Raw genomic sequence first — 22890 nt, 5'->3', positions numbered from 1 at the left:
CGGCGCTTTTTGTTTTCATCCGACCGCGCGCGTCGTGCGCGCTCTACAGCATGTTCGGGTTGGCTCCCAAATATTTGTCCTGGCTCTGGCAGGGCTTCCTGCTGACGCTCGGCGTTGCGGCCGCATCGGCCGTCGCAGCGACCGCCGGCGGGCTGCTGCTCGCGGTCATGCGGCATGCGCGCGGCACGGCGCCGCGCACGGTGGCGGCCGCGTACGTCGTCACGTTCCGCAACACGCCGCTGCTCGTGCAGTTGCTGTTCTGGTATTTCGGCGTCGCGTCGCTGCTGCCCGATACATGGATCGCGTGGCTGAACGCGCGCCATGCGTTGAGCGTCGGCCCGCTCACGCTTGCGTGGCCGTCGTTCGAATTCGTCGCGGGCTGGGTCGGGTTGAGCGCCTATACGGCCGCGTTCGTCGCCGAGGAGTGCGAAGCCGGCCTGCGCGGCGTGCGGCGCGCGCAACACGACGCGGCGGCCGCGCTCGGCCTCACGCCGATGCAATCGCTACGTTACGTGGTGTTGCCGCAGGCCGTACGCATCGCGTTGCCGCCGCTGTTCGGCCAATACATGAATCTCGTGAAGAACTCGTCGCTCGCGATGGCGATCGGCGTGGCCGAGCTGTCGTATGCGTCGCGGCAGGTCGAGACCGAGACGTTCAAGACATTCGCCGCGTTCGGCGTCGCGACGCTGCTGTACGTCGCGGCGGTGGCCGCGATCGAAGCCGGGGCGTATGCGGCCACGCAATGGCGCGACCGGCTGGGAGCGGGGCGCTGAAGATGGATTTTTCGCTGCTTCTCTCGAATCTGCCGTATCTGTTGGTCGGCGCGTTTCCGGACGGCCCGCTCGGCGGCGCCGCGCTGTCGCTGGTGCTGGCGCTCGCGTCCGCGATCGCGTCGGCCGTGCTTGGCGTGGTGCTCGGTGTCGCGATGGCGCTCGCACGCGGCCCGGCGCGCGTGCTGCTGCTCGCGTTCATCGGCTTCTTCCGCGCGATTCCGGTACTGATGCTTATTTTCTGGACGTATTTCCTGATGCCCGTGCTGCTGCACATGGATGTGCCGGGACTCGCGACGGTCGTGTGCGCGCTGGCGCTGATCGGCGGCGCGTATCTCGCGCACGCGGTGCACGCGGGAATCGTCGCGGCGGGCGACGGGCAATGGCAGGCCGGACTGTCGCTCGGGCTCACGCGCTGGCAGACGGTGCGCTACGTGCTGCTGCCGCAGGCGATCCGGATCATGACGCCGTCGTTCGTCAACCAGTGGGTCGCGCTCGTGAAGGACACGTCGCTCGCGTATATCGTCGGCGTGCCGGAACTGTCGTTCGTCGCGACGCAGGTGAACAACCGGCTGATGGTGTATCCGGCGCCGATCTTCCTGTTCGTCGGGCTGATCTATCTGGTGCTGTGCACGTCGCTCGACGGTGCGGCGCGGTGGTTGCTGTCGCGAGGGCCGCGGGAGCGGCGTGTCGAGGGCACGGCAGTCGAACGGATCAAATCCGCGCGATGACGTAATCCTTATAAGGGGTTACAAGAGATCTGAATACAGATCGCGTGCCGATTCGACCTCGCAATTCTGTCAGGGATATTTTTCAACTGTCGGGTGAGGTAATATTCGCGCGGATTGCCATTACAATGGCGCCCATAGTTGCGGACAGCGCAATATGTAACTTGCCACGCTCGGGGTAGCGGGGGCGAGCGCCCGTGTTGAAGCATCGGCGCGAACGAGCTGTGTCATCCGGGCAACGATTGACGTTCTTTGACGCTGACTTTCTGCGTTTCAATTAGATTCCAGCGATGTTCGATACCGTGAGAGCGGATCGAAACAGAAAAATCGCGAGTAGACCAAAACATGAACAAGAACCATTATCGGCTGGTGTTTAGCCGCGTACGGGGTATGTTGGTTGCCGTCGAAGAGACGGCCAGCAGGACGGGGAAAACAAATACGGGCGAGACTCGCCGCGTCGCCAAGCACGGCGGCGAGCATCCGGCAGCGAAGTTCGCGTTACGGGTGACTGCATTCGGCGCGCTGGTCGCAGCCGGCGCGAATCCGATCTGGGCGGATGCGCAGATCGTCGGCGGGGGGGCTCACGCGCCCGCGGTGCTGCAGACGCCCAACGGCCTGCCGCAAGTCAACATCAACAAGCCGAGCGCTGCCGGCGTGTCGTTGAACACCTATAACCAGTTCGACGTTCAGAAGAACGGCGCGATCCTGAACAACGCGTCGACAATCGTCAACACCCAGCAGGCCGGCTATATCAACGGCAACCCGAACCTGAGTGCGGGGCAGGCGGCGCGCATCATCGTCAACCAGGTCAACAGCACCGCGGCTAGTCAGATCAAAGGGTATGTGGAGATCGCGGGTAGCCGCGCGGAGATCGTGCTGGCCAACCCTGCCGGTATCGTCGTGGACGGCGGCGGGTTCATCAATACCTCGCGCGCGGTCCTGACAACGGGCGTGCCGCAGTTTGGCGCGGATGGGTCGTTGACGGGCTTCAATGTCAATCGCGGCCTCGTGACCGTGCAAGGTGCGGGACTCGATACTTCGAATGTTGATCAGACTGACATCATCGCCCGTGCTGTGCAGGCCAATGCCGCGATCTATGCGAAGAATCTCAATGTAATTGCCGGTACGAATCAGGTCAATCACGACACGCTCGCCGCGACGCAGATCGCCGGTGACGGTCCTGCTCCTGCTGTCGCGATTGACGTGGCTCAGTTGGGCGGCATGTATGCCAACAGGGTGTTTCTGGTTGGCAACTCCGCAGGCGTTGGTGTCGCGAACGCAGGGACGATCGCGGCGCAGGCAGGCGATTTGACGTTGCAATCGGACGGCCGGCTCGTGCTCGCGGGCAAGACCACGGCGAGCGGCAACCTCGCGATGTCGGCCTCGGGCGGCATCCAGAATAGCGGCACCACGTATGCGCAGCAATCGTTGTCGGCGAACACTGCGGCCGATCTGACGAACAGCGGGACGCTCGCGGCGCAGCAAAATACGACGATCAACGCCGGCAGCATCAACTCGACCGGCACGCTCGGTGCGGGTGTGAACAACGACGGTTCCGTCGCGCACAGCGGCGACCTGAACCTGATTGCGTCGGGCCAACTGACCGCGACCGGCCAGAAAGTTGCGGGCGGTAACGCATCGCTGACGGGCGGCAGTGTGAATCTCGCCGGCAGCCAGACCGCCGCGAACGGCAATCTGTCGCTGAACGCGACGGCCGGCGACGTGAACCTGTCGAACGCGACGACGAGCGCGCAAGGCGCCATTCAGGCGAACGCATCGGGCACCGTGATCAACGACCGCGGCAGCCTGTCGAGCGGCAACAGCACGACGCTGACCGGCGGCAACCTGTCGAACCAGGGCGGCAAGGTGTCGTCGCAGGGGCCGCTGTCGGTCAACGTCGCAGGCCAGATCGCCAACCAGTCGGGCGAACTGGTGTCCGAAAGCACGGCTGACGTGCGTGGCGGCGCCATCGCGAACACCCAGGGCACCATTCAAAGCGCGGCTGGCATGACGGTGACCGGTGCGTCGCTGGACAACACGGCGGGTCGGATGACGTCGCTCAACAGCGACGGCCTCTCTGTGACGACCAGCGGCCAGTTGACCAACGCAGCGGGCAAGACTGCAAACGGCGCGCAGGGCGGCGTGATCGGTGGCAACGGCGACGTCACCGTGCACGGCGGCAACGTTGCCAACCACGGGACGATGACGTCCAGTACGAATCTGCATGTCTCGGGACAATCGGTCGACAATAGCAGTGGCGCTTTGCAGGCTACGCAAAAGGTGGCGGTCGATGCGGGCGCGCGCTTGATCAACAACGGCGGCTCGATTGTCGCTCAGACGGCAGCACTGACCGGCACGGCCCTCGACAATAGCGCGGGCGCCGTGAAGGCCGACAAGGTGTCGTTGAACGCGACCGACCTCGTGAATCACGGCGGCACGATCACGCAGATCGGCACCGGCGCGATGAGCGTGAACGTGTCCGGCACGCTCGACAATTCCGGCGGCGGCACGCTGCAAACCAACAGTAGCGACTTGACGCTCGGGGCGGCGGCCATCGTCAACGATGGTGGCACGATCACGCATGCCGGCAACGGTACGTTGACCATCGATAACGGTACGGGCCGAGTGTCGAATGTCGGCGGCACTATTACCGGCAACGGGCGTGTCGCGGCTCGAACGGGTACGCTGAACAACACGGACGGGGTAATCGGCGGTCAAACCGGACTGACGGCTGCCGTCGGCGGCTCGCTCGACAATACGGGAGGCAAGCTGCTGTCGAATGCCGACCTCGGCATCGCCGGCGGCACGCTGAAAAACGATAACGGAAGGATTAGCGCGAATACGAATGCGTCGATCCAGAGCGGAACGATGTCGAACAGCGGCGGATCGATCGCAGCGTCAACGCTGAGCGTGACCGCGAGCGAACTACTCGACAACAGTCAAGGTGCGCTGGAGGCGAATCAGCTCGCATTGACCGCGCCGAATTTGACGAACCATAACGGGACGATCACCCAGTATGGCTCGTCGGAGATGAAGGTCGACGTCAGCAACACGATCGACAATTCGGCGGGCGGTGTGATCCAGACCCGCAGTACTGACCTTACGTTGTCTCCTGCGACGCTGATCAACGATTACGGCACGATCACGCACGTCGGGACCGGCACGCTGACGCTCGGCAATGGAGCGAACGCGATCAGCAATGCGGGCGGGAAGATCGTCGGCAATGGCCGGGTCGACGCCCGGTCCGCAACGCTCGACAACACGGCGGGTTCGATCACTGCGCAGACCGGGCTGGCGGCCGAGGTGAGCGGAACGCTTAACAACGCGAACGGCAAATTGATGTCGAGTACGGACCTGGGCGTGACCACCAGTATGCTGGTCAACGACGGCGGACAAATCGGCGCGAGTGCGAATGCGACGATCCAGACCGGATCGATGACGAACAAGCAAGGGTCGATCGTTGCACCGAATCTCGTTGTGAAAGCCGGCAACCTGCTCGATAACAGTCAGGGCAGACTTGAAGCAAACCAGCTCGTGCTGACCGCGACGAACCTGACAAACCGTGGTGGCACGATCACTCAATACGGAACGTCGGCGATGGCTGTCGACGTCACCGGCACGCTCGACAACTCGTCGGCCGGTGTGATCCAGACCAACAGTACGGACCTCACGCTCAGGCCGGCCGAGCTGAACAATGCGGGCGGAACGATCACGCATGCCGGTACGGGTACGCTGACGATCGCGCCGGGCAATGGAGCCGGTGCGCTGAACAATGCTTCGGGCACCATCGTGACCAAGGGGCAGGCCGTCGTCAGCGCGGGCAACTGGAACAACGCGAACGGGATTCTCGCCGCGCAACGCGGTTTGAACGCGGCGATTGGCGGCGACGTGAACAATACGCAAGGCCTGCTGCGCTCGAATGCTTCACTATCGCTCTCGGCCGGCGGCGCAATATCCAACCGCGGCGGTCATGTCCAGGCGGGCCAGTCGGCCGGTGACGCGAGTACGCTCGATCTTCGAGCGGCGTCGCTCGACAATACGGACGGTGCCGTCGTCGATCTCGGCACGGGCCAGATGAACGTCCAGGGGGGAGCCTGGATCGCGAATAGCCATGCCGGCAACGTGTCAGGCATGGGCGCGATCACCGGCAACGGCGATGTCACGATCGGCGCGGCATCGATCAGTAACACGCAAGGCGGTCAGCTCAGCGGCGGCTCCCTGCACGTGAACGCAAATACCGTCGACAACAGCGGCGGCGCGATCGGTAACGTTGCGAATACGAACGGCGACGTGAACGTGGCGACAGGCGGTGCGATCACGAACACGAATGGCCGAGTCAGTTCTACGCGCAATCTGACGATGTCGGTTGCCACGTTGCTGGGTGGTGGGGCGTACAGCGCGGCGCGCGACGTGAACGTGAATCTGCAGGGCGACTACGTGTCGACGTCCGACACGCAGTTCAATGTCGGTCACGATCTCACGTTCACGCTGCCAGGCACCTTCAAGAACAATGCGAACCTGCAGTCGGTGAACAACCTGAGCGTCAATGCAGGCAACATCGTGAACGTGGGCGCGCTGACGGCAGGTGGGCTGTTGCGGACGCAATCGGCCAATTTGTACAACACGGGCGCGCTCGTCGGCGCGAATGCGTCGCTCAATGCGACCGGTACGATTTTGAACGTCGGGGCGTCTGCGCTGATCGGCGGATCGGATGCAAACGGCACGCTCGAGATACTCGCGCGTGACATCGAGAACCGGGACGATACGTCGTCCGCCGACACGATGGCGACGACGGCCATTTTCGGCATGGGCAAGGTCGTATTGGCGGGCGGCAGGGACGCAAGCGGCAATTACGCGAATGCGGCGCTGGTCAACAATGCATCGGCATTGATCCAGTCCGGTGGCGACATGGAACTGCATGCGGACCGCGTCACGAACACGCGTCGTCAGATGCAGACATCGGGCGGGACCACGAGCGTCGACCCCGCGGTGCTGGAGCAACTGGGCATCAGCATGTCGGGCTGCATTGCGTACTACATGGCCGCCTGTAGCGGTCAGGATGTTCATTGGATCAACCTCTCGCGCGATCCGAACTATCCGGATTACGATCCGGCACCCATCATCGCGAAGCTGCAGACCCAGCCGGGCGGTGTATTTACCGTTCCGCCGAACGGCGGGCAATGGAACAGCGGTTATCAATACACGACTTATACCGGGACGGCAGTCGCGAACACGGTTACGGCGTTGAGTGCTGCCGGTCAGATCGTGTCGGGCGGCAAGATCGATGCGACGACGGTCGGCAACCTCCAGAACTACTGGAGCCACATCACGGCCGTGGGCAATGTCGACATGCCACAGCATTACGACGGCGACGGTTGGGCGGCTTCCGGCCAGCAGGCGCCGGCCGTGACCGTTACGTATTCGGGCTATTACCACTACAACAACTACGACAATAGCGAGCACAACTGGACATTGCCGTTCGGCGACATGCCGTTCGTCGGCGGTCGCCCCGGCGGTTACGCGCAGGCGGCGCCGGCCGATGTCAAGAAGTATGCGATTGCCGGTTACGACTCGACGTTGGGCTCGAACGGCACGATCACGGGCACGGGCGTCAGCATCAACAACACGGCGGGCAATGCGTCGATTCCGTCGCTCGGGCTGCTTCCCGGCCAGGAAGTGCCGGGTCTGACGTTTGGAAGCCTGAACGGTAACGCCGCGGTGTCGAAAACGTCGGGCGGTATGGTAACGGGGCAGGTTTCCGGCACCGGCGCGAAAGGCGGGACCGTGACGAGTCAGCCCGTTCAGCCCGTCAGCCCGATCATTGCCGGCGCGACGGCACAAAGGGTGCTGGACAATCTCGCGATTCCTCAGGGCGGGTTGTACAGGCCGAGCCAGTCGCCGAACGCGAGCTACGTGATCGAGACGAACCCGGCGTTCACGAATCAGAAGACCTTCCTGTCGAGCGACTACTTCTTCAATCAGATCGGCGTCGATCTGACGCACGTCCCCAAGCGCCTCGGCGACGGGTTCTACGAACAGCAGCTCGTCAGAAACGAGGTGACGGCGCTCACGGGCAAGGCTGTGCTCGGTCCGTACACCGATTTGCAGGCGATGTATCAGTCGTTGATGGGGGCTGGCGCGGATCTGGCGAAATCGCTCAATCTGCCGGTGGGCGCGAGCCTGTCCGCCGATCAAGTATCGAAGCTGACCGGCAACGTGATCATGATGGAAACGCGCGTGGTCGACGGCCAGTCGGTGCTCGTGCCCGTCGTGTATCTAGCGCAGGCGAACCAGCAGAATGTCAATGGTCCGCTGATCACCGCCACCGACATCGATTTGAAGGACGCGCAGAACTTCACGAACAGCGGCACGGTGAAGGCCGACAATACGCTCTCGATCCAGGGCAAGCAGATCGACAACGCGTTCGGCGCGCTGGAAAGCGGCGGGCTGATGTCGCTGACGACGGACGGTCAGGTCGATTTGACCTCGGCCAAGGTGAAGGCCGGCAGCCTGAATCTGAATGCCGGTGGCGATCTGATTCTGAACACCGCGACGAACACCAGCACCCAGGTAAGTCGTGACGGTGCGACGAGCGTCACGACGACGCTCGGGCCGACCGCGCAACTCGATGTGCTAGGTGATGCGTCGATCAAGACCGGCGGAAACTTCCAGCAGAATGCCGGCAGCCTGACGGTCGGCGGCAATCTCGGCATGAACGTCGGCGGTGACTGGACGCTCGGCACGCAGCAGGTCGGCGAGCACAAGATCGTCCAGCGGGCGAACGGCGTGTCGAACACCGATCTCAATAGCGTTGTCGGGAGTTCGGTGAAGGTGGGTGGGCAGTCCGAAATCGCCGTCAGAGGCGATCTGACGGCGAAGGGAGCGCACATCGACCTTGGTCAAGGCGGGACGATTGCCGCCAACGGCAATGTGATACTAGGAACGGCGAGTTCTACGTCGACGGTGAACGCGAACAGCTCGGGCGACGACGGCAGCCGAAGCTATGCGGAGACGCTGCATTCATCGAGCCAGACGCTGGCCGGCACGACGCTGACCGCTGGCAACACGGTCAACATCGTGTCGGGCAAGGACATTACGCTAAGCGGCAGTGCGATCGGCCTGGAGAAGGGCAACGCGAATCTGCTGGCGGTGGGCGACGTGAATGTGGGCGCGGCGACTGAGTCACGTGAATATAACTCGCACGAAACGCACAGCCACAGCAACGTTGTCAGCGGTTCGAAGGTCGCGAGTGGGATCGATCAGACCGCGACCTATAGCGTAGGCAGCACGATTTCCGCGGACGGTGTCACGGTCAAGAGCGGGCGGGACATTAACGTGACGGGAAGCAATATCGTCGGCACGAACGATGTGGTGCTGTCGGCCGCGCGCGACGTCAACATCAAAACCTCGCAGGATACGATCCAGTCGTCCACGTACTACGAAAAGCAGGAGTCCGGCCTGCTGTCGAATGGCGGCCTGTCGGTTTCGATCGGTTCGCGCTCGCAATCGGACAAGCAGCAGTCCGCCAGCGTGAAGAACAACGGCAGCGCGATCGGCGCGCTCGACGGCAATCTGACGGTGAGCGCCGGCAACGACGTGCATGCGACCGGTAGTCTTCTCCATGCCGGCAACGATCTCGCCGTGGTGGGCAAGACCGTCACGATCGATTCGGCTTACGACACGATGAGCCAGGCGGAACAGCAACAGTTCCGCCAGGCCGGCCTGTCGGTCGGATTCACGAATCCGGTTGTGGCCGCGGTACAGACTGGCCGGCAAATGGCCGAGGCTGCGCAGCACGCCAAAGGCGATGCCCGCCTGACGGCATTGGCGGCGGCCACCACCGGACTGGCAGCGAAGAACCTCTATGATGGCGCAACCAGCGGTAACCCGGCGCAATCGCCGACGAGCGTCGGGGTCAGTATTTCGTTGGGCGCAAGCAAGAGCGACAACCAGTCGCAAGAGCAAGCCAGCACGGCCGTTGGCAGTACGGTATCGGCAGGTCGAAACGTCACGATCGCAGCGTCAGGCGCAGGCGCCGACAGCAATATCAATGTGATCGGCAGCACGGTGTCGGCCGGCAACAAGGCGCTGTTGGCTGCCGACGGCGACGTGAACCTGCAAGCCGCACAGAGCACCAGCAGCCAGCATTCCACCAACAGCGGATCGAGTGCGTCGGTCGGTATTGCATTTACCGTCGGCTCGCAAAACGGCTTCTCACTCAATGCGGGTGTAGCCGGCAATCGTGGGCATGCGGACGGCGATTCGACGACGTGGACGAACACGCATGTCACCGCGGGCGATACGCTGACGATCAAATCAGGCGGCGATACGAATCTGAAAGGCGCCGTGGCGTCGGGCAAGCAGGTCGTGGCCGACGTTGGCGGTAACCTGAATGTCGAGAGCTTGCAGGACAAGGACCATTACGATTCGAAGCAGCAAAGCGCAGGCGTATCGGTCAGCGTCTGCGTGCCGCCCTTCTGTTATGGCGGTTCGTCCAGCGCGGCGGCAAACTTCAACCAGCAGAAAATGCACAGCGACTACGCCGCGGTAGGCGAGCAGTCCGGCATCAAGGCTGGCGACGGCGGCTTCCAGGTCAACGTCAAAGGCAACACTGATCTCAAGGGTGGCGTCATCGCGAGCAGCGACAAAGCCGTTCAGGACGGTGTCAACAGCTTGACGACTGCGACGCTCACGCACAGCGATATCGAAAACCATGCGTCGTACGACGCGTCTTCGATCGGACTGTCGGGCGGTGTCGGCGGGCAGATCGGCAAGGATCAGAAAGGCACGGCGACCAACGTGAATCCGGTGTCGGGGACGACGCTGCCGAAGGGCGACGGCGGATTGCAGGTAGCGCCTCCGGTGGCCCTCAGTGCGTCGGGCGACGCCAATTCGACCACGAAGAGCGGTATCAGCGGCGGAGCCATTACCATCACCGACGGTGCGAAGCAGCAGCAATTGACCGGGCAGACGGCCGCCGAAGCGGTCGCCAGCGTCAATCGCGATACGTCGAACACCGGCGGTGCGCTCGCGCCGATCTTCGACAAGGACAAGATTCAGGCCGGCTTCGACATCACGAGTCAGTTCATTAATCAGGCCGGGACATTCGTCGCGAATCGCGCGGCGGAAGCCGACGCAGCAAAGGCCGCCGCGAACAATCCGAATCTGACGCCGGAGGAACGCGCGGACGCCCAGCAGCGCGCCGACGAACTGAACGCCAACTGGGGGCCGAGCGGCACGTATCGACAAGTGCTCACGGCCCTGTCGGTGGCCGCAGGCGGCAATGTGACAGGTGGCCTGGGCCAATTCGCGCAGAACGCCACGGTGGCCTATTTGCAAGAGCTCGGTGCGAACCAGGTAAAGCAGATCGCAGACAACCTCGGCAGCGAAGACGCGCGTGCAGCACTTCATGCGATTGTCGGATGTGCCGGTGCGGCCGCCGGCAGCCAGAGCTGCGGTGCGGGCGCAATAGGCGCGGCGACCAGCTCCGTGCTCGGCAGTCTGCTCGCGCCGTCGACGAACATGTCGGCATCGGAGCGCGAAGCGCGCGACAATCTGGTGGCCAGCCTGGTTGCCGGCGTCGCGGCCGTGTCGGGCCAGAATGTGGCCACGGCGACCGGTGCTGGCAAAATCGAGGTGGAGAACAATCAAGTCTCGTTTGGGCGAACCGTCACCGGCCCGCAGGATGTGCCACAAGGCATGGGCGGGTACTTCGGGGAGCAGCGCAAAAAAGGCGACGGCGTGATTGCGGATCCGGCCACGGCACTTGATCCGACGATCAAGCCGACCGGTTCGTTGATCTATCCGATGCCGGACGCGAAGACAGTCGGCGACTGGATCACGGAGATCATTCCAGACCAGGTCAAGGGGCTTGTAGACTACATCGTTACGGCGACCCGCTGGAAGCGCGGCGATGACGTTTACACACCAACAGCAAAAAATAACGATCCATCCTGGTCGGCCGTTCGGTCTAGATTCTGGAAAAATGAGGCGGAGTCAGCCGATGCGGTGGCCAAATATGGAGCAGAGAACGTTGCTCGTATGAAAGACGGTTCAGCACCTCAACGCTACAACCCTGACAAGGGTGGAATGGAATCGATGGAACTGAGTCACGAACCCGTCCCAGCCCGTGATGGTGGCAAGGAATTCGTGCCTCGGTGGCCGCAAGACCATGCAACGGTAGATCCGTATCGAAGACCAGGATATTGAAATGACGAACATCTCATTAGCGCAGCGCTTCCAAGAAGCTAGAGCACCCAAAATTGAAGTTGACGGTCGGGAAATTTACAGCTTGTATGAGATTGACGTGTCTTCTGGTGACACATTACTGTCGTTTGATTTTGTATCAAGTAAAAAATCGTCAAATCAAGGTATTAAAATAAAGGCATTAAATTGCAATGTTGAGGTTAATAATCAAATTTTGACGGATTTTTTCATATGGCTGGATCATAGCCCCAATCATATTCCGATGAATGTCAGGATTGGTAAGGGCGGAAAGGCCACCCTTAAAGTTTGGAATGTTTGGAAATATGATGACGTTGTTCATGCATGGATTGGAAATGCTGGGATGCTGGTAAAAAAAGACGATCGTCATATCGCATTCCATTGCAGCGACGGCGTAGGTGATCCGGATTTCGAAGACCTTGTGTTTACGATTGAGGTCGGCAAAGTGGTCAAATAGCCACGGTATCGGGCCAGTGTAAAAGCTAATCACCAAATGACAATAACCAAACAGCTGGCGACCATGCCGTTCGCGATTTTGATGGCGGTCACCGTGCAGGCGCAGCAAGCCCCAACGCCAGCAGATCAAGCCGCTGCCGCGCGCGCGAATGCGGAGCAGGAGCGCCAAGCGCAACAGCAACGCGATGCGCAGCAGCGCGACGCTGCGGTCCACACGCCTTCGGTTCGTTCTGATGTGCCGCATGTCGAAGCGTATCCCGCAATTCCGGCCGAAACGCCCTGTTTTCGGATCGACCGGTTCGCATTGGACGTACCGGACGCGTTGCCCAGCGCAGTGAAGGCACAAGGCGCGTCGGCCTTGCCGATGGATCGCTTCGCGTTCGCACGCGAATGGCTCGAGCACTACAGCGGCCAGTGCATCGGCAAACAGGGCCTCGACACCCTCGTCAAGGGTCTGTCACAAGCGATCCTGGCGCGCGGGTACGTCACGACGCGTGTGCTACTGCCTGAACAGGATCTGTCGACCGGTATCCTCAAGTTTTCGCTGATTCCGGGTGTGGTCCGCCACGTGCGCTTCGCCGACGAGAAACTGCGCGGCACGTGGAAAACCGCGTTTCCAACGGACGACGGCGACCTGCTGAACCTGCGCGACCTCGAACAGGGCCTCGAGCAAATGAAACGCGTATCGAGTCAGGATGTCTCGATGCAACTTGTTCCGGGTGATCTTCCCGGCGAAAGCGACGTCGTACTCGACGTAAAGCGCGGCAAGCCGTGGACGGTCGTCGCATCGGTCGACAACGCCGGGACGCGCGCCACCGGCAAGCTGCAAGGCAACCTGTCGCTCGGCATCGACAACCCGCTGGGCCTGAACGACGTGTTCAACATCGGCGTGAGTCAGGATCTCGAATTCGGCGACAAGCGTCTCGGTTCGCACGGCTGGAACAGCTTCTACTCGATTCCATGGGGCTACTGGACGGCGACGCTATCGGCCTACACGAACACGTACTACCAGCAGATTGCCGGCGTGAACCAGACATTCGTCGCGAGCGGCAATTCGAAGACGGTCGATTTCAAGCTGGCTCGCGTGTTGTCGCGTAGTCAGAATGACGTGTTCGGTGCGTACCTTCGCCTGTCGCGTCGTTTCGGACAAAGCTTTATCGAAGACACCGAGATTTCGCAGCAGCGCCGCAATAACACGACGATCGAGCTTGGTCTGACCGATCGCCACTATTTCGGTGGCGCGCAGTTCGATGGCTCACTTGCATATCGTCAAGGCGTCGGTGGATTGGGTGCTCAGGACGACAGGTTGGCAGAGGGTGGTGGACCGACCTATCGCTTCAAGATGACCGTGCTCGACGGGAACCTGTCGGTGCCGTTCGCGATCGGCAAGCAGCCATTCCGGTATGTCGGCACATTCCACGGCCAGTACACCGGAAACACGCTGTACTACATCGACGACTTGACGATTGGCAGTCGCTATACAGTGCGCGGTTTTGATGGCGAGACGATGCTCGCGGCGGCACGCGGCTTCTACTGGCGCAACGAACTGCAGGCGCCGATCGGGCAGACGGGGCAGGCAGTTTATGCGGGACTCGACTACGGTCGCGTATGGGGCCCGCAGCCTGTCGTCCTCGTCGGGACGCAGTTGGCCGGTGCCGTGATCGGCATAAAGGGCAGCGTGGGCACGCGATTCGGAGCCTATGCGTACGATCTCTTCGCGGGTACGCCTGTCTACAAGCCGTCGGGTTTTCCGACTGCGCGAGTGACGCTCGGGTTTCAGGTGACTGCTCAGTTCTGAATAAACGCGGTCTTGCTCGTCATGAGGGAACCTGTCTCGGTCAACTACGAGGGGTTAGTGCACACCGCAGGCGGTATCGGGCGCAGGTCTGCTTTACCTCGCACCAAAACATTGGCTCAAGCCCGTGACCATCTGACGGTATGGAGAAGAGCGGCGGAGCACTTGACCGTACGCTCTTCTGCAACCACCAGGATCGTGTGCCTCAGAGTCAGCTTCGTTCCGCCGAGTAGTGCGTATCGAAAACCGCGCGCAGCGTCGACGGACCGGTCGCGAAATCGCCCCACAGCGGCCCGTCGCTCTGCGCGAACGCGAACGGCGTCGTGTTGATCGACGCGAGGCGGAAGCGCCATTGCTTCGCCTCCTGGCGAAACGCGGTGAGCTGCATGTCGGACAGCGCCGTCTGCGCGCTCGCGAGCGTGACGAGCGGATCGACCGGATCGTTCGCTACGCGCACTTCGAAGTGCAGATGCGGGCCCGTCGCCGCGCCCGTCATCCCGACCGAGCCGATGCGTTGCCCCTGCTTCACGGTTTCGCCGACCTTCAGCCCGCGAGCGAACGCGGACAGGTGCGCGTAGTACGTCGAATAGCCATCCGCATGATCGACGATCACGTAGCGGCCGTAGCCGCCCGGATCGGTGCCGACGAACGACACGACGCCGTCGGCCGCCGCATCGACCGGCGTGCCGCTCGGCGCGGCGAGATCGACACCCGTATGGAACGCCATCGCCTGCGACAGCGGGTGAATGCGTTCGCCGAAGAACGAACTGATGCGCGTCCACTTGACCGGCATCGTGAACGCGGCGGCTTCGAGCGGCGAACCGTCGAGCGCGTAGTACGCGCCGTGTTCGGCGCCCGGCGCGCGGAACCAGATCGCGCCGAACGTGCGGCCGGCAACGCGCAACTCCAGCGCGGTGAGGTGCGGGGTGCCGTTGTTCGTGTCGTACGCGACGCGGTAATAGTCACCACGCTGCGCGCTCGCCCGCATCGCGACCTTGCCGGTGACGAGATCGCCGAGCTGGATGCGCACTTCGGGCGGTACGTCGAGACGGTTCAGCGTATCGGACAGCGTGAGCTCGATGTTGCCCGCGCGCATCCCTTGCTGGTGTTCGGGCGGGGCAAGCTGGAACAGGCTCGCATAGCCGAGCATCTCGTTGCGGTGCGCGCTGAGCGGCGCGAACAGGCCCGGCTGCTGGCTGCGGTCGTTGCGTTCGCCGGCATCGTTGCGCTCGCCGATCGTGCGGGCGAGCTCGCTCGTCACGAAATGCTGCGCGGTGGGGAACGGCGTGTCGGACAGCACGCGCTGCGGCAGCGCGGCCGTGCCCGAATCGACGGCGCCCGGCAGTTGCGACACGGCCGGCAGCGCGGCGAAGCCGAGTGCGGCAAGGGCGCCGAGCACGGCGGCCGGCACGAGCGCGCGCGCAATGCGCTGCGCGCGGCCGGGCGCGAAAGCATCAGGGGTAGCGGCAGACTTGACCAAGGTGTCCACATCCAGGAACGCGGTTCAAAGGGGGTGTGGGCGGGGGCCACCGGCGGCACATCCGTCGAACGGCGACGGGGCGGGCGGCGGGCGTGCAACAAAACAGGCCCCGCCAGGGGCCTGTGTCGTTTCCGTTCGACCCAACCTGCGGGGCGGTGCCCGCTTCGAACGGCGGCGTGCATGCCGGGTCGTACCCGGTTATCACGAAGACGCTAAAGAAAGATGACAGCGTCAGTCTACCGATGTTCCGCGAAACGTTAAAAATTTTAAAGAGGGTCAGCTCATTCGTTTCGCAGTGCGGTAAATCGGGTTAAATCAGCATTTATTACGACAATTTACGTCAGTTCGGCAATTTGTGCGCGCGGATTCGCAGCGCGGCGGACGTGCGCACTGTGTCGAAGCCGGCGTCGAGCATGGCCTCGGCGTCGTTCCACAGATTGCCGCGCAGCCGGTTGGTCCAGATCATCGACGCGAACACGCCTTCGAGCAGCGACACGAGATAGACGGCGGCCAGGTGCACGTCGAGATCGGCAGCGACTTCGCCGGCCGCGATCGCGCGGCGCAGCAGCGCCTTCGTGATCCGCAGCATCTGCAATTCCAGCAGCATGCGGCGCCGCTGCAGCGCGCCGTTCTCTTCGCTCTGCTCGCATTTCGTATAGAGGATCACGAGCACGCGCTGCATCGGGCCCGGCTCGCCGCATTCCTGCAGATAGTGCGACGCGGCGCGCCGCAGCGTGGCGAGCGGGGGCAGCCCTTCGCCCGCATCGAAGCCTTCCGACGTGCGCGCGAACGCGCGGTCGCACATCGCGAGACACACCTCCATCTTGTTGCGGTAATGGCCGTAGACGGCACCCCGTGACATCCCGGCGGCCTCGGCGAGGTCCGCCATCGCGGTTTGCGCCACGCCTTTCTCGAGCAGCACGAGCTCGGCGGCGTCGAGAATCCGGTGCTTGATGGCGAGCGATTCTTCGCGGGTCTTGCGGGCCATGTCCTGAAATTCCTTACAGTTCGCTGTCGTTTTATTGAGACAGTGTGACGGTCAGATTGAAGTGGCGTGTATTTAATCAGTCGTGACTGATTATAATCGGCCACCCTGAGCCGCCGCATTTTATCGGTGGCGAACGATCCGAGGTCACACATGAATAACAATCGCTCCCTGTTGCGCCACCAACTGGCGCCGTTCGCGCTGGCGGCCGTGCTGGCCCTGGCCGGATGTGGAAAGGGCGACAAGGACGCCGCGCCGGAGGCCGCGAAACAGGCGACGGTCGTGACGGTGCGCCCGACGGCCGTGCCGATGTCCGTCGAATTGCCGGGCCGGCTCGACGCCTACCGGCAGGCGGAAGTGCGAGCGCGAGTCGCGGGCATCGTGACCGCGCGCACCTACGAGGAAGGCCAGGAAGTGAAGCAGGGCGCGGTGCTGTTCCGCATCGATCCCGCACCGCTGAAGGCCGCGCGCGACGCCGCGCAGGGCGCGCTCGCGAAGGCGCAGGCCGCCGCGCTCGCGGCGACCGACAAGCGCCGCCGTTACGACGATCTCGTGCGCGACCGCGCGGTGAGCGAGCGCGACCACACCGAGGCCGTCGCGGCCGACACGCAGGCGAAGGCCGAGGTCGCGTCCGCGAAGGCCGAGCTCGCACGCGCGCAGTTGCAGCTCGACTACGCGACCGTCACCGCGCCGATCGCGGGCCGCGCGCGGCGCGCGCTCGTAACCGAAGGCGCGCTCGTCGGCCAGGACCAGGCGACGCCGCTCACGACCGTCGAGCAGCTCGATCCGATCTACGTGAACTTCTCGCAGCCGGCCGCCGACGTCGACGCATTGCGTCGCGCGGTGAAGAGCGGGCGCGCGACGGGCATCGCGCAGCACGACATCGCGGTGACGCTGCTGCGCGCCGACGGCACAGCGTATCCGCTGAAAGGCAAGCTGCTGTTCAGCGATCTCGCGGTCGATCCGACCACCGACACCGTCGCGATGCGCGCGCTGTTCCCGAATCCGGAGCGCGAGCTGCTGCCGGGCGCGTATGTGCGGATCGCGCTCGACACGGCGGTCGACCAGCGGGCGATCCTCGTGCCGCGCGATGCACTGCTGCGCACGACCGATCGTACGTCGGTGCGGGTCGTCGGCACGAACGGCAAGGTCAAGGACGTCGAGGTCACGGCCGACCAGATGAGCGGCCATGACTGGCGCATCACGCGCGGTCTCGCGGGCGGCGAGCGCGTGATCGTCGACAACGCCGCGCAGTTCGCGCCCGACACGGCCGTCAAGCCCGTCGAAAAGGCGCCGCCGTCGAAGGCAGCGCCGGCAGCGGCTGCTTCGCAGGCGGCCGCCCGTCAAACCTGACTGGTCAACACCACACCACCATGGCACGTTTCTTCATCGATCGCCCCGTCTTCGCGTGGGTGATCGCAATTTTCATCATGCTGGGCGGCGCATTCGCGATCCGCGCGCTGCCCGTTGCGCAGTACCCGGACATCGCGCCGCCCGTCGTCAGCATCTATGCGACGTACCCGGGCGCGTCCGCGCAGGTCGTCGAGGAATCGGTGACCGCGCTGATCGAGCGCGAAATGAACGGCGCGCCGGGGCTGATGTACACGTCGGCCACCAGCAGCGCCGGGGCGGCGTCGCTGTACCTGACGTTCAAGCAGGGCGTGAATGCCGATCTCGCGGCCGTCGAAGTGCAGAACCGGCTGAAGACGGTCGAGGCGCGGCTGCCGGAACCCGTGCGGCGCGACGGCATCCAGGTCGAGAAGGCCGCCGACAACATCCAGCTCGTGGTATCGCTGACGTCCGACGACGGGCGGATGACCGACGTGCAGCTCGGCGAATATGCGTCGGCGAACGTCGTGCAGGCGCTGCGTCGCGTCGAGGGCGTCGGCAAGGTGCAGTTCTGGGGTGCCGAGTACGCGATGCGGATCTGGCCCGACCCGGTGAAGATGGCCGGGCACGGCCTCACCGCGTCGGATATCGCGTCGGCCGTGCGTGCGCACAACGCACGCGTGACGATCGGCGACATCGGGCGTAGCGCGGTGCCGGCCAGCGCGCCGATCGCGGCGACCGTGTTCGCCGACGCGCCGCTGAAGACGCCCGCCGATTTCGGCGCGATCGCGCTGCGCACGCAGGCCGACGGCTCCACGCTTTACCTGCGCGACGTCGCACGCATCGAGTTCGGCGGCAACGACTACAACTATCCGTCGTACGTGAACGGCAAGGTCGCGACCGGCATGGGCATCAAGCTCGCGCCGGGCTCGAACGCGGTCTCCACCGAGAAGCGCGTGCGCGCGACGATGGACGAGCTGTCCGCGTATTTCCCGCCGGGCGTGAAGTACCAGATCCCGTACGAGACGTCGTCGTTCGTGCGCGTATCGATGAACAAGGTCGTCACGACGCTGATCGAAGCCGGCGTGCTCGTGTTCCTTGTGATGTTCCTGTTCATGCAGAACTTGCGTGCGACGCTGATCCCGACGCTCGTCGTGCCGGTCGCGCTCGCGGGCACGTTCGGCGTGATGTATGCGGCCGGTTTCTCGATCAACGTGCTGACGATGTTCGGGATGGTGCTCGCGATCGGCGTCCTCGTCGACGATGCGATCGTCGTGGTCGAGAACGTCGAGCGGCTGATGGTCGAGGAGGGGCTCGGGCCTTACGACGCGACCGTCAAGGCGATGAAGCAGATCAGCGGCGCGATCATCGGGATCACCGTGGTGCTGACGTCGGTGTTCCTGCCGATGGCGTTCTTCGGCGGCGCGGTGGGCAACATCTATCGGCAGTTCGCGCTGTCGCTCGCGGTGTCGATCGGCTTCTCGGCCTTCCTTGCGCTGTCGCTGACGCCCGCGCTGTGTGCGACGCTGCTCAAGCCCGTGTCGGGCGACCATCACGAGAAGCGCGGCTTCTTCGGCTGGTTCAACCGCCTGGTCGCCCGCTCGACGCAGCGCTATGCGACGCGCGTCGGCAAGATGCTGAAGAAGCCGGTGCGCTGGCTCGTCGTGTACGGCGCGCTGACCGGCGCTGCGGCGCTGATGCTCACGCAGCTGCCGACCGCCTTCCTGCCGGACGAGGACCAGGGCAACTTCATGGTGATGGTGATCCGGCCGCAAGGCACGCCGCTCGCGGAAACGATGCAGAGCGTGCGGGAAGTCGAGTCGACCATCCGCCGCGACGAGCCGACCGCGTTCACGTATGCGCTCGGCGGCTTCAACCTGTACGGCGAGGGGCCGAACGGCGGGATGATCTTCGTCACGCTGAAGAACTGGAAGGAACGCAAGAGCGAAGACGCGCACGTGCAGGCGATCGTCGCGCGCATCAACGAGCGCTTCGCGAGCACGCCGAACACGACGGTGTTCGCGATGAACTCGCCGGCGTTGCCCGATCTCGGCTCGTCGAGCGGCTTCGACTTCCGGCTGCAGAACCGCGGCGGGCTCGACTACGCGACGTTCAGCGCCGCGCGCGAGCAGTTGCTCGCGACGGGCCGCAAGGATCCGGCGTTGACCGACCTGATGTTCGCCGGCACGCAGGACGCGCCGCAATTGAAGCTCGACATCGATCGCGCGAAGGCGTCCGCGCTCGGCGTGTCGATGGACGAGATCAACACGACGCTCGCGGTGATGTTCGGCTCCGACTATATCGGCGACTTCATGCACGGCACGCAGGTGCGGCGCGTGGTCGTGCAGGCCGACGGGCTGCACCGGCTCGATCCGGACGACGTGAAGAAGCTGCGCGTGCGCAACACGCGCGGCGAGATGGTGCCGCTCGCGGCGTTCACGACGCTGCACTGGACGCTCGGGCCGCCGCAGCTCACGCGCTACAACGGCTTTCCGTCGTTCACGATCAACGGCTCGGCCGCGGCAGGCCACAGCAGCGGCGAGGCGATGACCGCGATCGAGCGGCTCGCCGGGAAGCTGCCGGCCGGCACCGGTTTCTCGTGGTCGGGGCAGTCGTTCGAGGAGCGGCTGTCGGGGGCGCAGGCGCCGATGCTGTTCGCGCTGTCGGTGCTCGTCGTGTTCCTCGCGCTCGCGGCGCTCTACGAGAGCTGGTCGATTCCGTTCGCGGTGATGCTGGTCGTGCCGCTCGGCGTGATCGGCGCCGTGCTCGGCGTCACGCTGCGGATGATGCCGAACGACATCTACTTCAAGGTGGGGCTGATCGCGACGATCGGGCTGTCCGCGAAGAACGCCATCCTGATCGTCGAAGTCGCGAAGGACCTGGTCGCGCAGCGCATGTCGCTCGTCGATGCGGCGCTCGAAGCCGCGCGCCTGCGGTTGCGGCCGATCGTGATGACGTCGCTCGCATTCGGCGTCGGCGTGCTGCCGCTCGCGTTCGCGTCGGGCGCGGCGTCCGGCGCACAGATGGCGATCGGCACCGGCGTGCTGGGCGGCGTGATCACGGCGACCGTGCTCGCGGTGTTTCTCGTCCCGCTGTTTTTCGTGATCGTCGGCCGCCTGTTCGACGTCGGCCCGCGCCGGCGCGGCGGGGCGCAGCCGGCGACGATGGAGGGTTCTCAATGATGTTTGCGCTGAATGCACGCGCCGCGCTGCGGGCCCAGGTGGCGCTGGCCGCCGCGCTCGCGCTGGCCGGCTGCACGCTCGCGCCGCGTTACGAGCGGCCGGCGGCGCCGGTGCCGGCGACCTATACGCCGGTCGACGGCAGTGCCGCGCCGGCGGCCGAGATGTCGCCCGCCGACGCCGCGCTGCTTGACGACTGGCGCACCTACTTCACCGATGCCGCGCTGCAGGCGTGGATCGACGCGGCGCTCGCGAACAACCGCGACCTGCGCGTTGCGGCCGGCCGCCTCGAGGAAGCACGCGCGCTGTACGGCGTGCAGCGCGCGGATCGGATGCCGTCGGTCGATGCGAATCTGGGCTATGACCGTACGCGCCAGTACGACCCGGTCGTGCGCGAAAGCGCGATCAGCGGGCTGTATCGCGCGGGCGTCGGCATCAGCGCGTACGAGCTCGACCTGTTCGGCCGCGTGCGCAGCCTGTCCGACGCGGCGCTCGCCGACTATTTCGCGACGGCGAACGCGCAACGCACGGTACGCATCGGCGTGATCGCCGACGTGGCGGGCGCCTATGTATCGGAGCGCGCGCTGCACGAGCAGCTCGCGCTGGCGCAGCGCACGCTGGATACCCGCGAACGCATGGCCGCGCTCACGCAGCGCCGCTATGCGGCCGGCACGAGCGACGCGATCGAGCTGCGTTCGGCCGAGATGCTGGTGGCATCCGCGCGCGCGTCTCAGGCTGCACTGCAGCGCGAGCATGCGCAGTCCGTGCGCGCGTTGCAGTTGCTCGCGGGCGACTTCGCGCGCAACGTGCCGGATGACACGACTGCGCTCGACGCACTGTCGATCGCGCCCGTGGCGCCCGGTGCACCGAGTGCGCTGCTGGAACGGCGGCCGGACATCCGGCAGGCGGAAGCGCGGCTCGAGGCCGCCAACGCACAGATCGGCGCCGCGCGCGCGGCGTTCTTTCCGCGCATCACGCTGACGAGCGACTACGGCTCGGTCAGCGATGCATTCTCGAGCCTCTTCAGCGGCGGCACGAGCGTGTGGACGTTCGCGCCGCGCATCACGCTGCCGATCTTCGCGGGCGGACGCAATCGCGCGAACCTCGACGTCGCGAACGCGCGCAAGCACATCGCGGTGGCCGATTACGAGAAGACGGTGCAGACCGCGTTCCGTGAAGTGGCCGACGCATTCGCCGCGCGCGACTGGATCGATCGCCAGCTCGCCGCGCAGCAGGACGTGTATGCGGCCGACGGCGCTCGGCTGAAGCTCGCGGAGCGCCGGTACGCGGGTGGCGTGGCAACGTATCTCGAACTGCTCGACGCGCAGCGCAGCACGTACGAGTCGGGGCAGGAGCTGATCCGACTCAAGCAGCTCAGGCTCGCGAATGCGATCACGCTGTACCGTGCGCTCGGCGGCGGCTGGTCGCCGGCGTCGGCGGAAGCCGCGGCTTCCGCGTAATGCCCGTCGCCCGACGCGACGACACGTCGGGCGGCATGATGACGGCGGCGGTACGCATCGACGTGCCGCCGCCGCTTGCTTCGATCCGTCCCGCTGCTCCAGCGATATCTCTCCCCACTGACAGGCCGGCCAGGACGCTTTTCGTCGTGTAGCAACACGCACGCGTGTGTCCGGTACAGCCTTCGTCTTGCGACCGCTCGTGTCGCCATTCCACGCAAACGTGCGCGGGTCATTTCTCCTTCCTTCCCCGCTGCGATGCGGACCGGCTGCCGGTTCCGGCGATCGCTCGGGCGTACGATTTACGATCGGGAATTGACGATCGAATTAATCAATGTATTGGAAATAATGAGGGCGGCAAAGTGTCGCGGTAAAACGTTTGTATTCGTTACGCAATCGTTTGCGCGAAAGAATCATATTGATTGAATCGATCGTTAATTTCCTGTTTGTTGAAAATGATTTGATATTGGCGTTGTCGATCGGCAAC

Annotated in this window: 10 protein-coding genes; 8 read left to right on the top strand and 2 right to left on the bottom strand. The window is 64.2% G+C overall.

Translation table 11 applies throughout. The annotated features are described in order from the left end of the window. The first annotated feature begins 50 nt into the window (after nt 1-50). The 5 genes from FFS49_RS24750 (at nt 51) to FFS49_RS24730 (ending at nt 13976) form a co-directional block, all read left to right on the top strand. Nucleotides 51-773, top strand: a complete 723-nt coding sequence (locus FFS49_RS24750) for an amino acid ABC transporter permease (RefSeq protein ID WP_105815854.1) — start codon at nt 51-53, stop codon at nt 771-773. A 2-nt stretch (nt 774-775) separates the two neighbouring features. After that, nucleotides 776-1501 carry an amino acid ABC transporter permease gene (locus tag FFS49_RS24745; protein ID WP_105815853.1) on the top strand — a complete coding sequence of 242 codons (726 nt, stop codon included), beginning with the start codon at nt 776-778 and terminating at the stop codon, nt 1499-1501. A gap of 342 nt (nt 1502-1843) precedes the next feature. Beyond that, on the top strand, nt 1844-11707 hold the full coding sequence (locus FFS49_RS24740) for a hemagglutinin repeat-containing protein (RefSeq protein ID WP_224755951.1): 9864 nt from the start codon (nt 1844-1846) through the stop codon (nt 11705-11707). A 1-nt stretch (nt 11708) separates the two neighbouring features. Beyond that, complete coding sequence (locus FFS49_RS24735) at nt 11709-12179, top strand: hypothetical protein (RefSeq protein ID WP_137910145.1); 471 nt, start codon at nt 11709-11711, stop codon at nt 12177-12179. 63 nt (nt 12180-12242) lie between these two features. Continuing rightward, entirely contained in the window at nt 12243-13976 is a 1734-nt protein-coding gene (locus FFS49_RS24730) for a ShlB/FhaC/HecB family hemolysin secretion/activation protein (protein WP_105815851.1), read from the top strand. A 208-nt stretch (nt 13977-14184) separates the two neighbouring features. On the opposite strand, the gene FFS49_RS24725 is transcribed toward FFS49_RS24730, so the two are convergent. Continuing rightward, entirely contained in the window at nt 14185-15453 is a 1269-nt protein-coding gene (locus tag FFS49_RS24725) for a M23 family metallopeptidase (RefSeq protein ID WP_105815850.1), read from the bottom strand. Nucleotides 15454-15793: 340 nt separating this feature from the next. Then, on the bottom strand, nt 15794-16441 hold the full coding sequence (locus tag FFS49_RS24720; RefSeq protein WP_137910450.1) for a TetR family transcriptional regulator: 648 nt from the start codon (nt 16439-16441) through the stop codon (nt 15794-15796). A gap of 150 nt (nt 16442-16591) precedes the next feature. Between FFS49_RS24720 and FFS49_RS24715 the strand changes: the two genes are divergently transcribed. The 3 genes from FFS49_RS24715 to FFS49_RS24705 are packed head-to-tail and all read left to right on the top strand — an operon-like array spanning nt 16592 to nt 22406. Further along, the gene (locus FFS49_RS24715) at nt 16592-17791 is read left to right on the top strand and encodes a MexX/AxyX family multidrug efflux RND transporter periplasmic adaptor subunit (protein WP_105815848.1); all 1200 of its coding nucleotides are present in this window, start codon (nt 16592-16594) and stop codon (nt 17789-17791) included. A 20-nt stretch (nt 17792-17811) separates the two neighbouring features. Next, a complete protein-coding gene (locus tag FFS49_RS24710; protein ID WP_105815847.1) occupies nt 17812-20949 on the top strand; it encodes a multidrug efflux RND transporter permease subunit in 3138 nt (1045 codons plus the stop codon). Further along, nucleotides 20949-22406: an efflux transporter outer membrane subunit gene (locus FFS49_RS24705; RefSeq protein WP_105815920.1), complete on the top strand. Its 1458-nt coding sequence runs from the start codon at nt 20949-20951 to the stop codon at nt 22404-22406. The genes FFS49_RS24710 and FFS49_RS24705 overlap by 1 nt, the downstream gene beginning before the upstream one ends. The last annotated feature ends 484 nt before the right edge of the window (nt 22407-22890 follow it).

Origin of the sequence: Burkholderia sp. 4NA327C6 (genome assembly GCF_005502655.1) — a bacterium.
GTDB classification, from domain to species: Bacteria; Pseudomonadota; Gammaproteobacteria; order Burkholderiales; family Burkholderiaceae; genus Burkholderia; species Burkholderia contaminans.
This window is presented reverse-complemented; position numbering and strand designations above follow the sequence as displayed.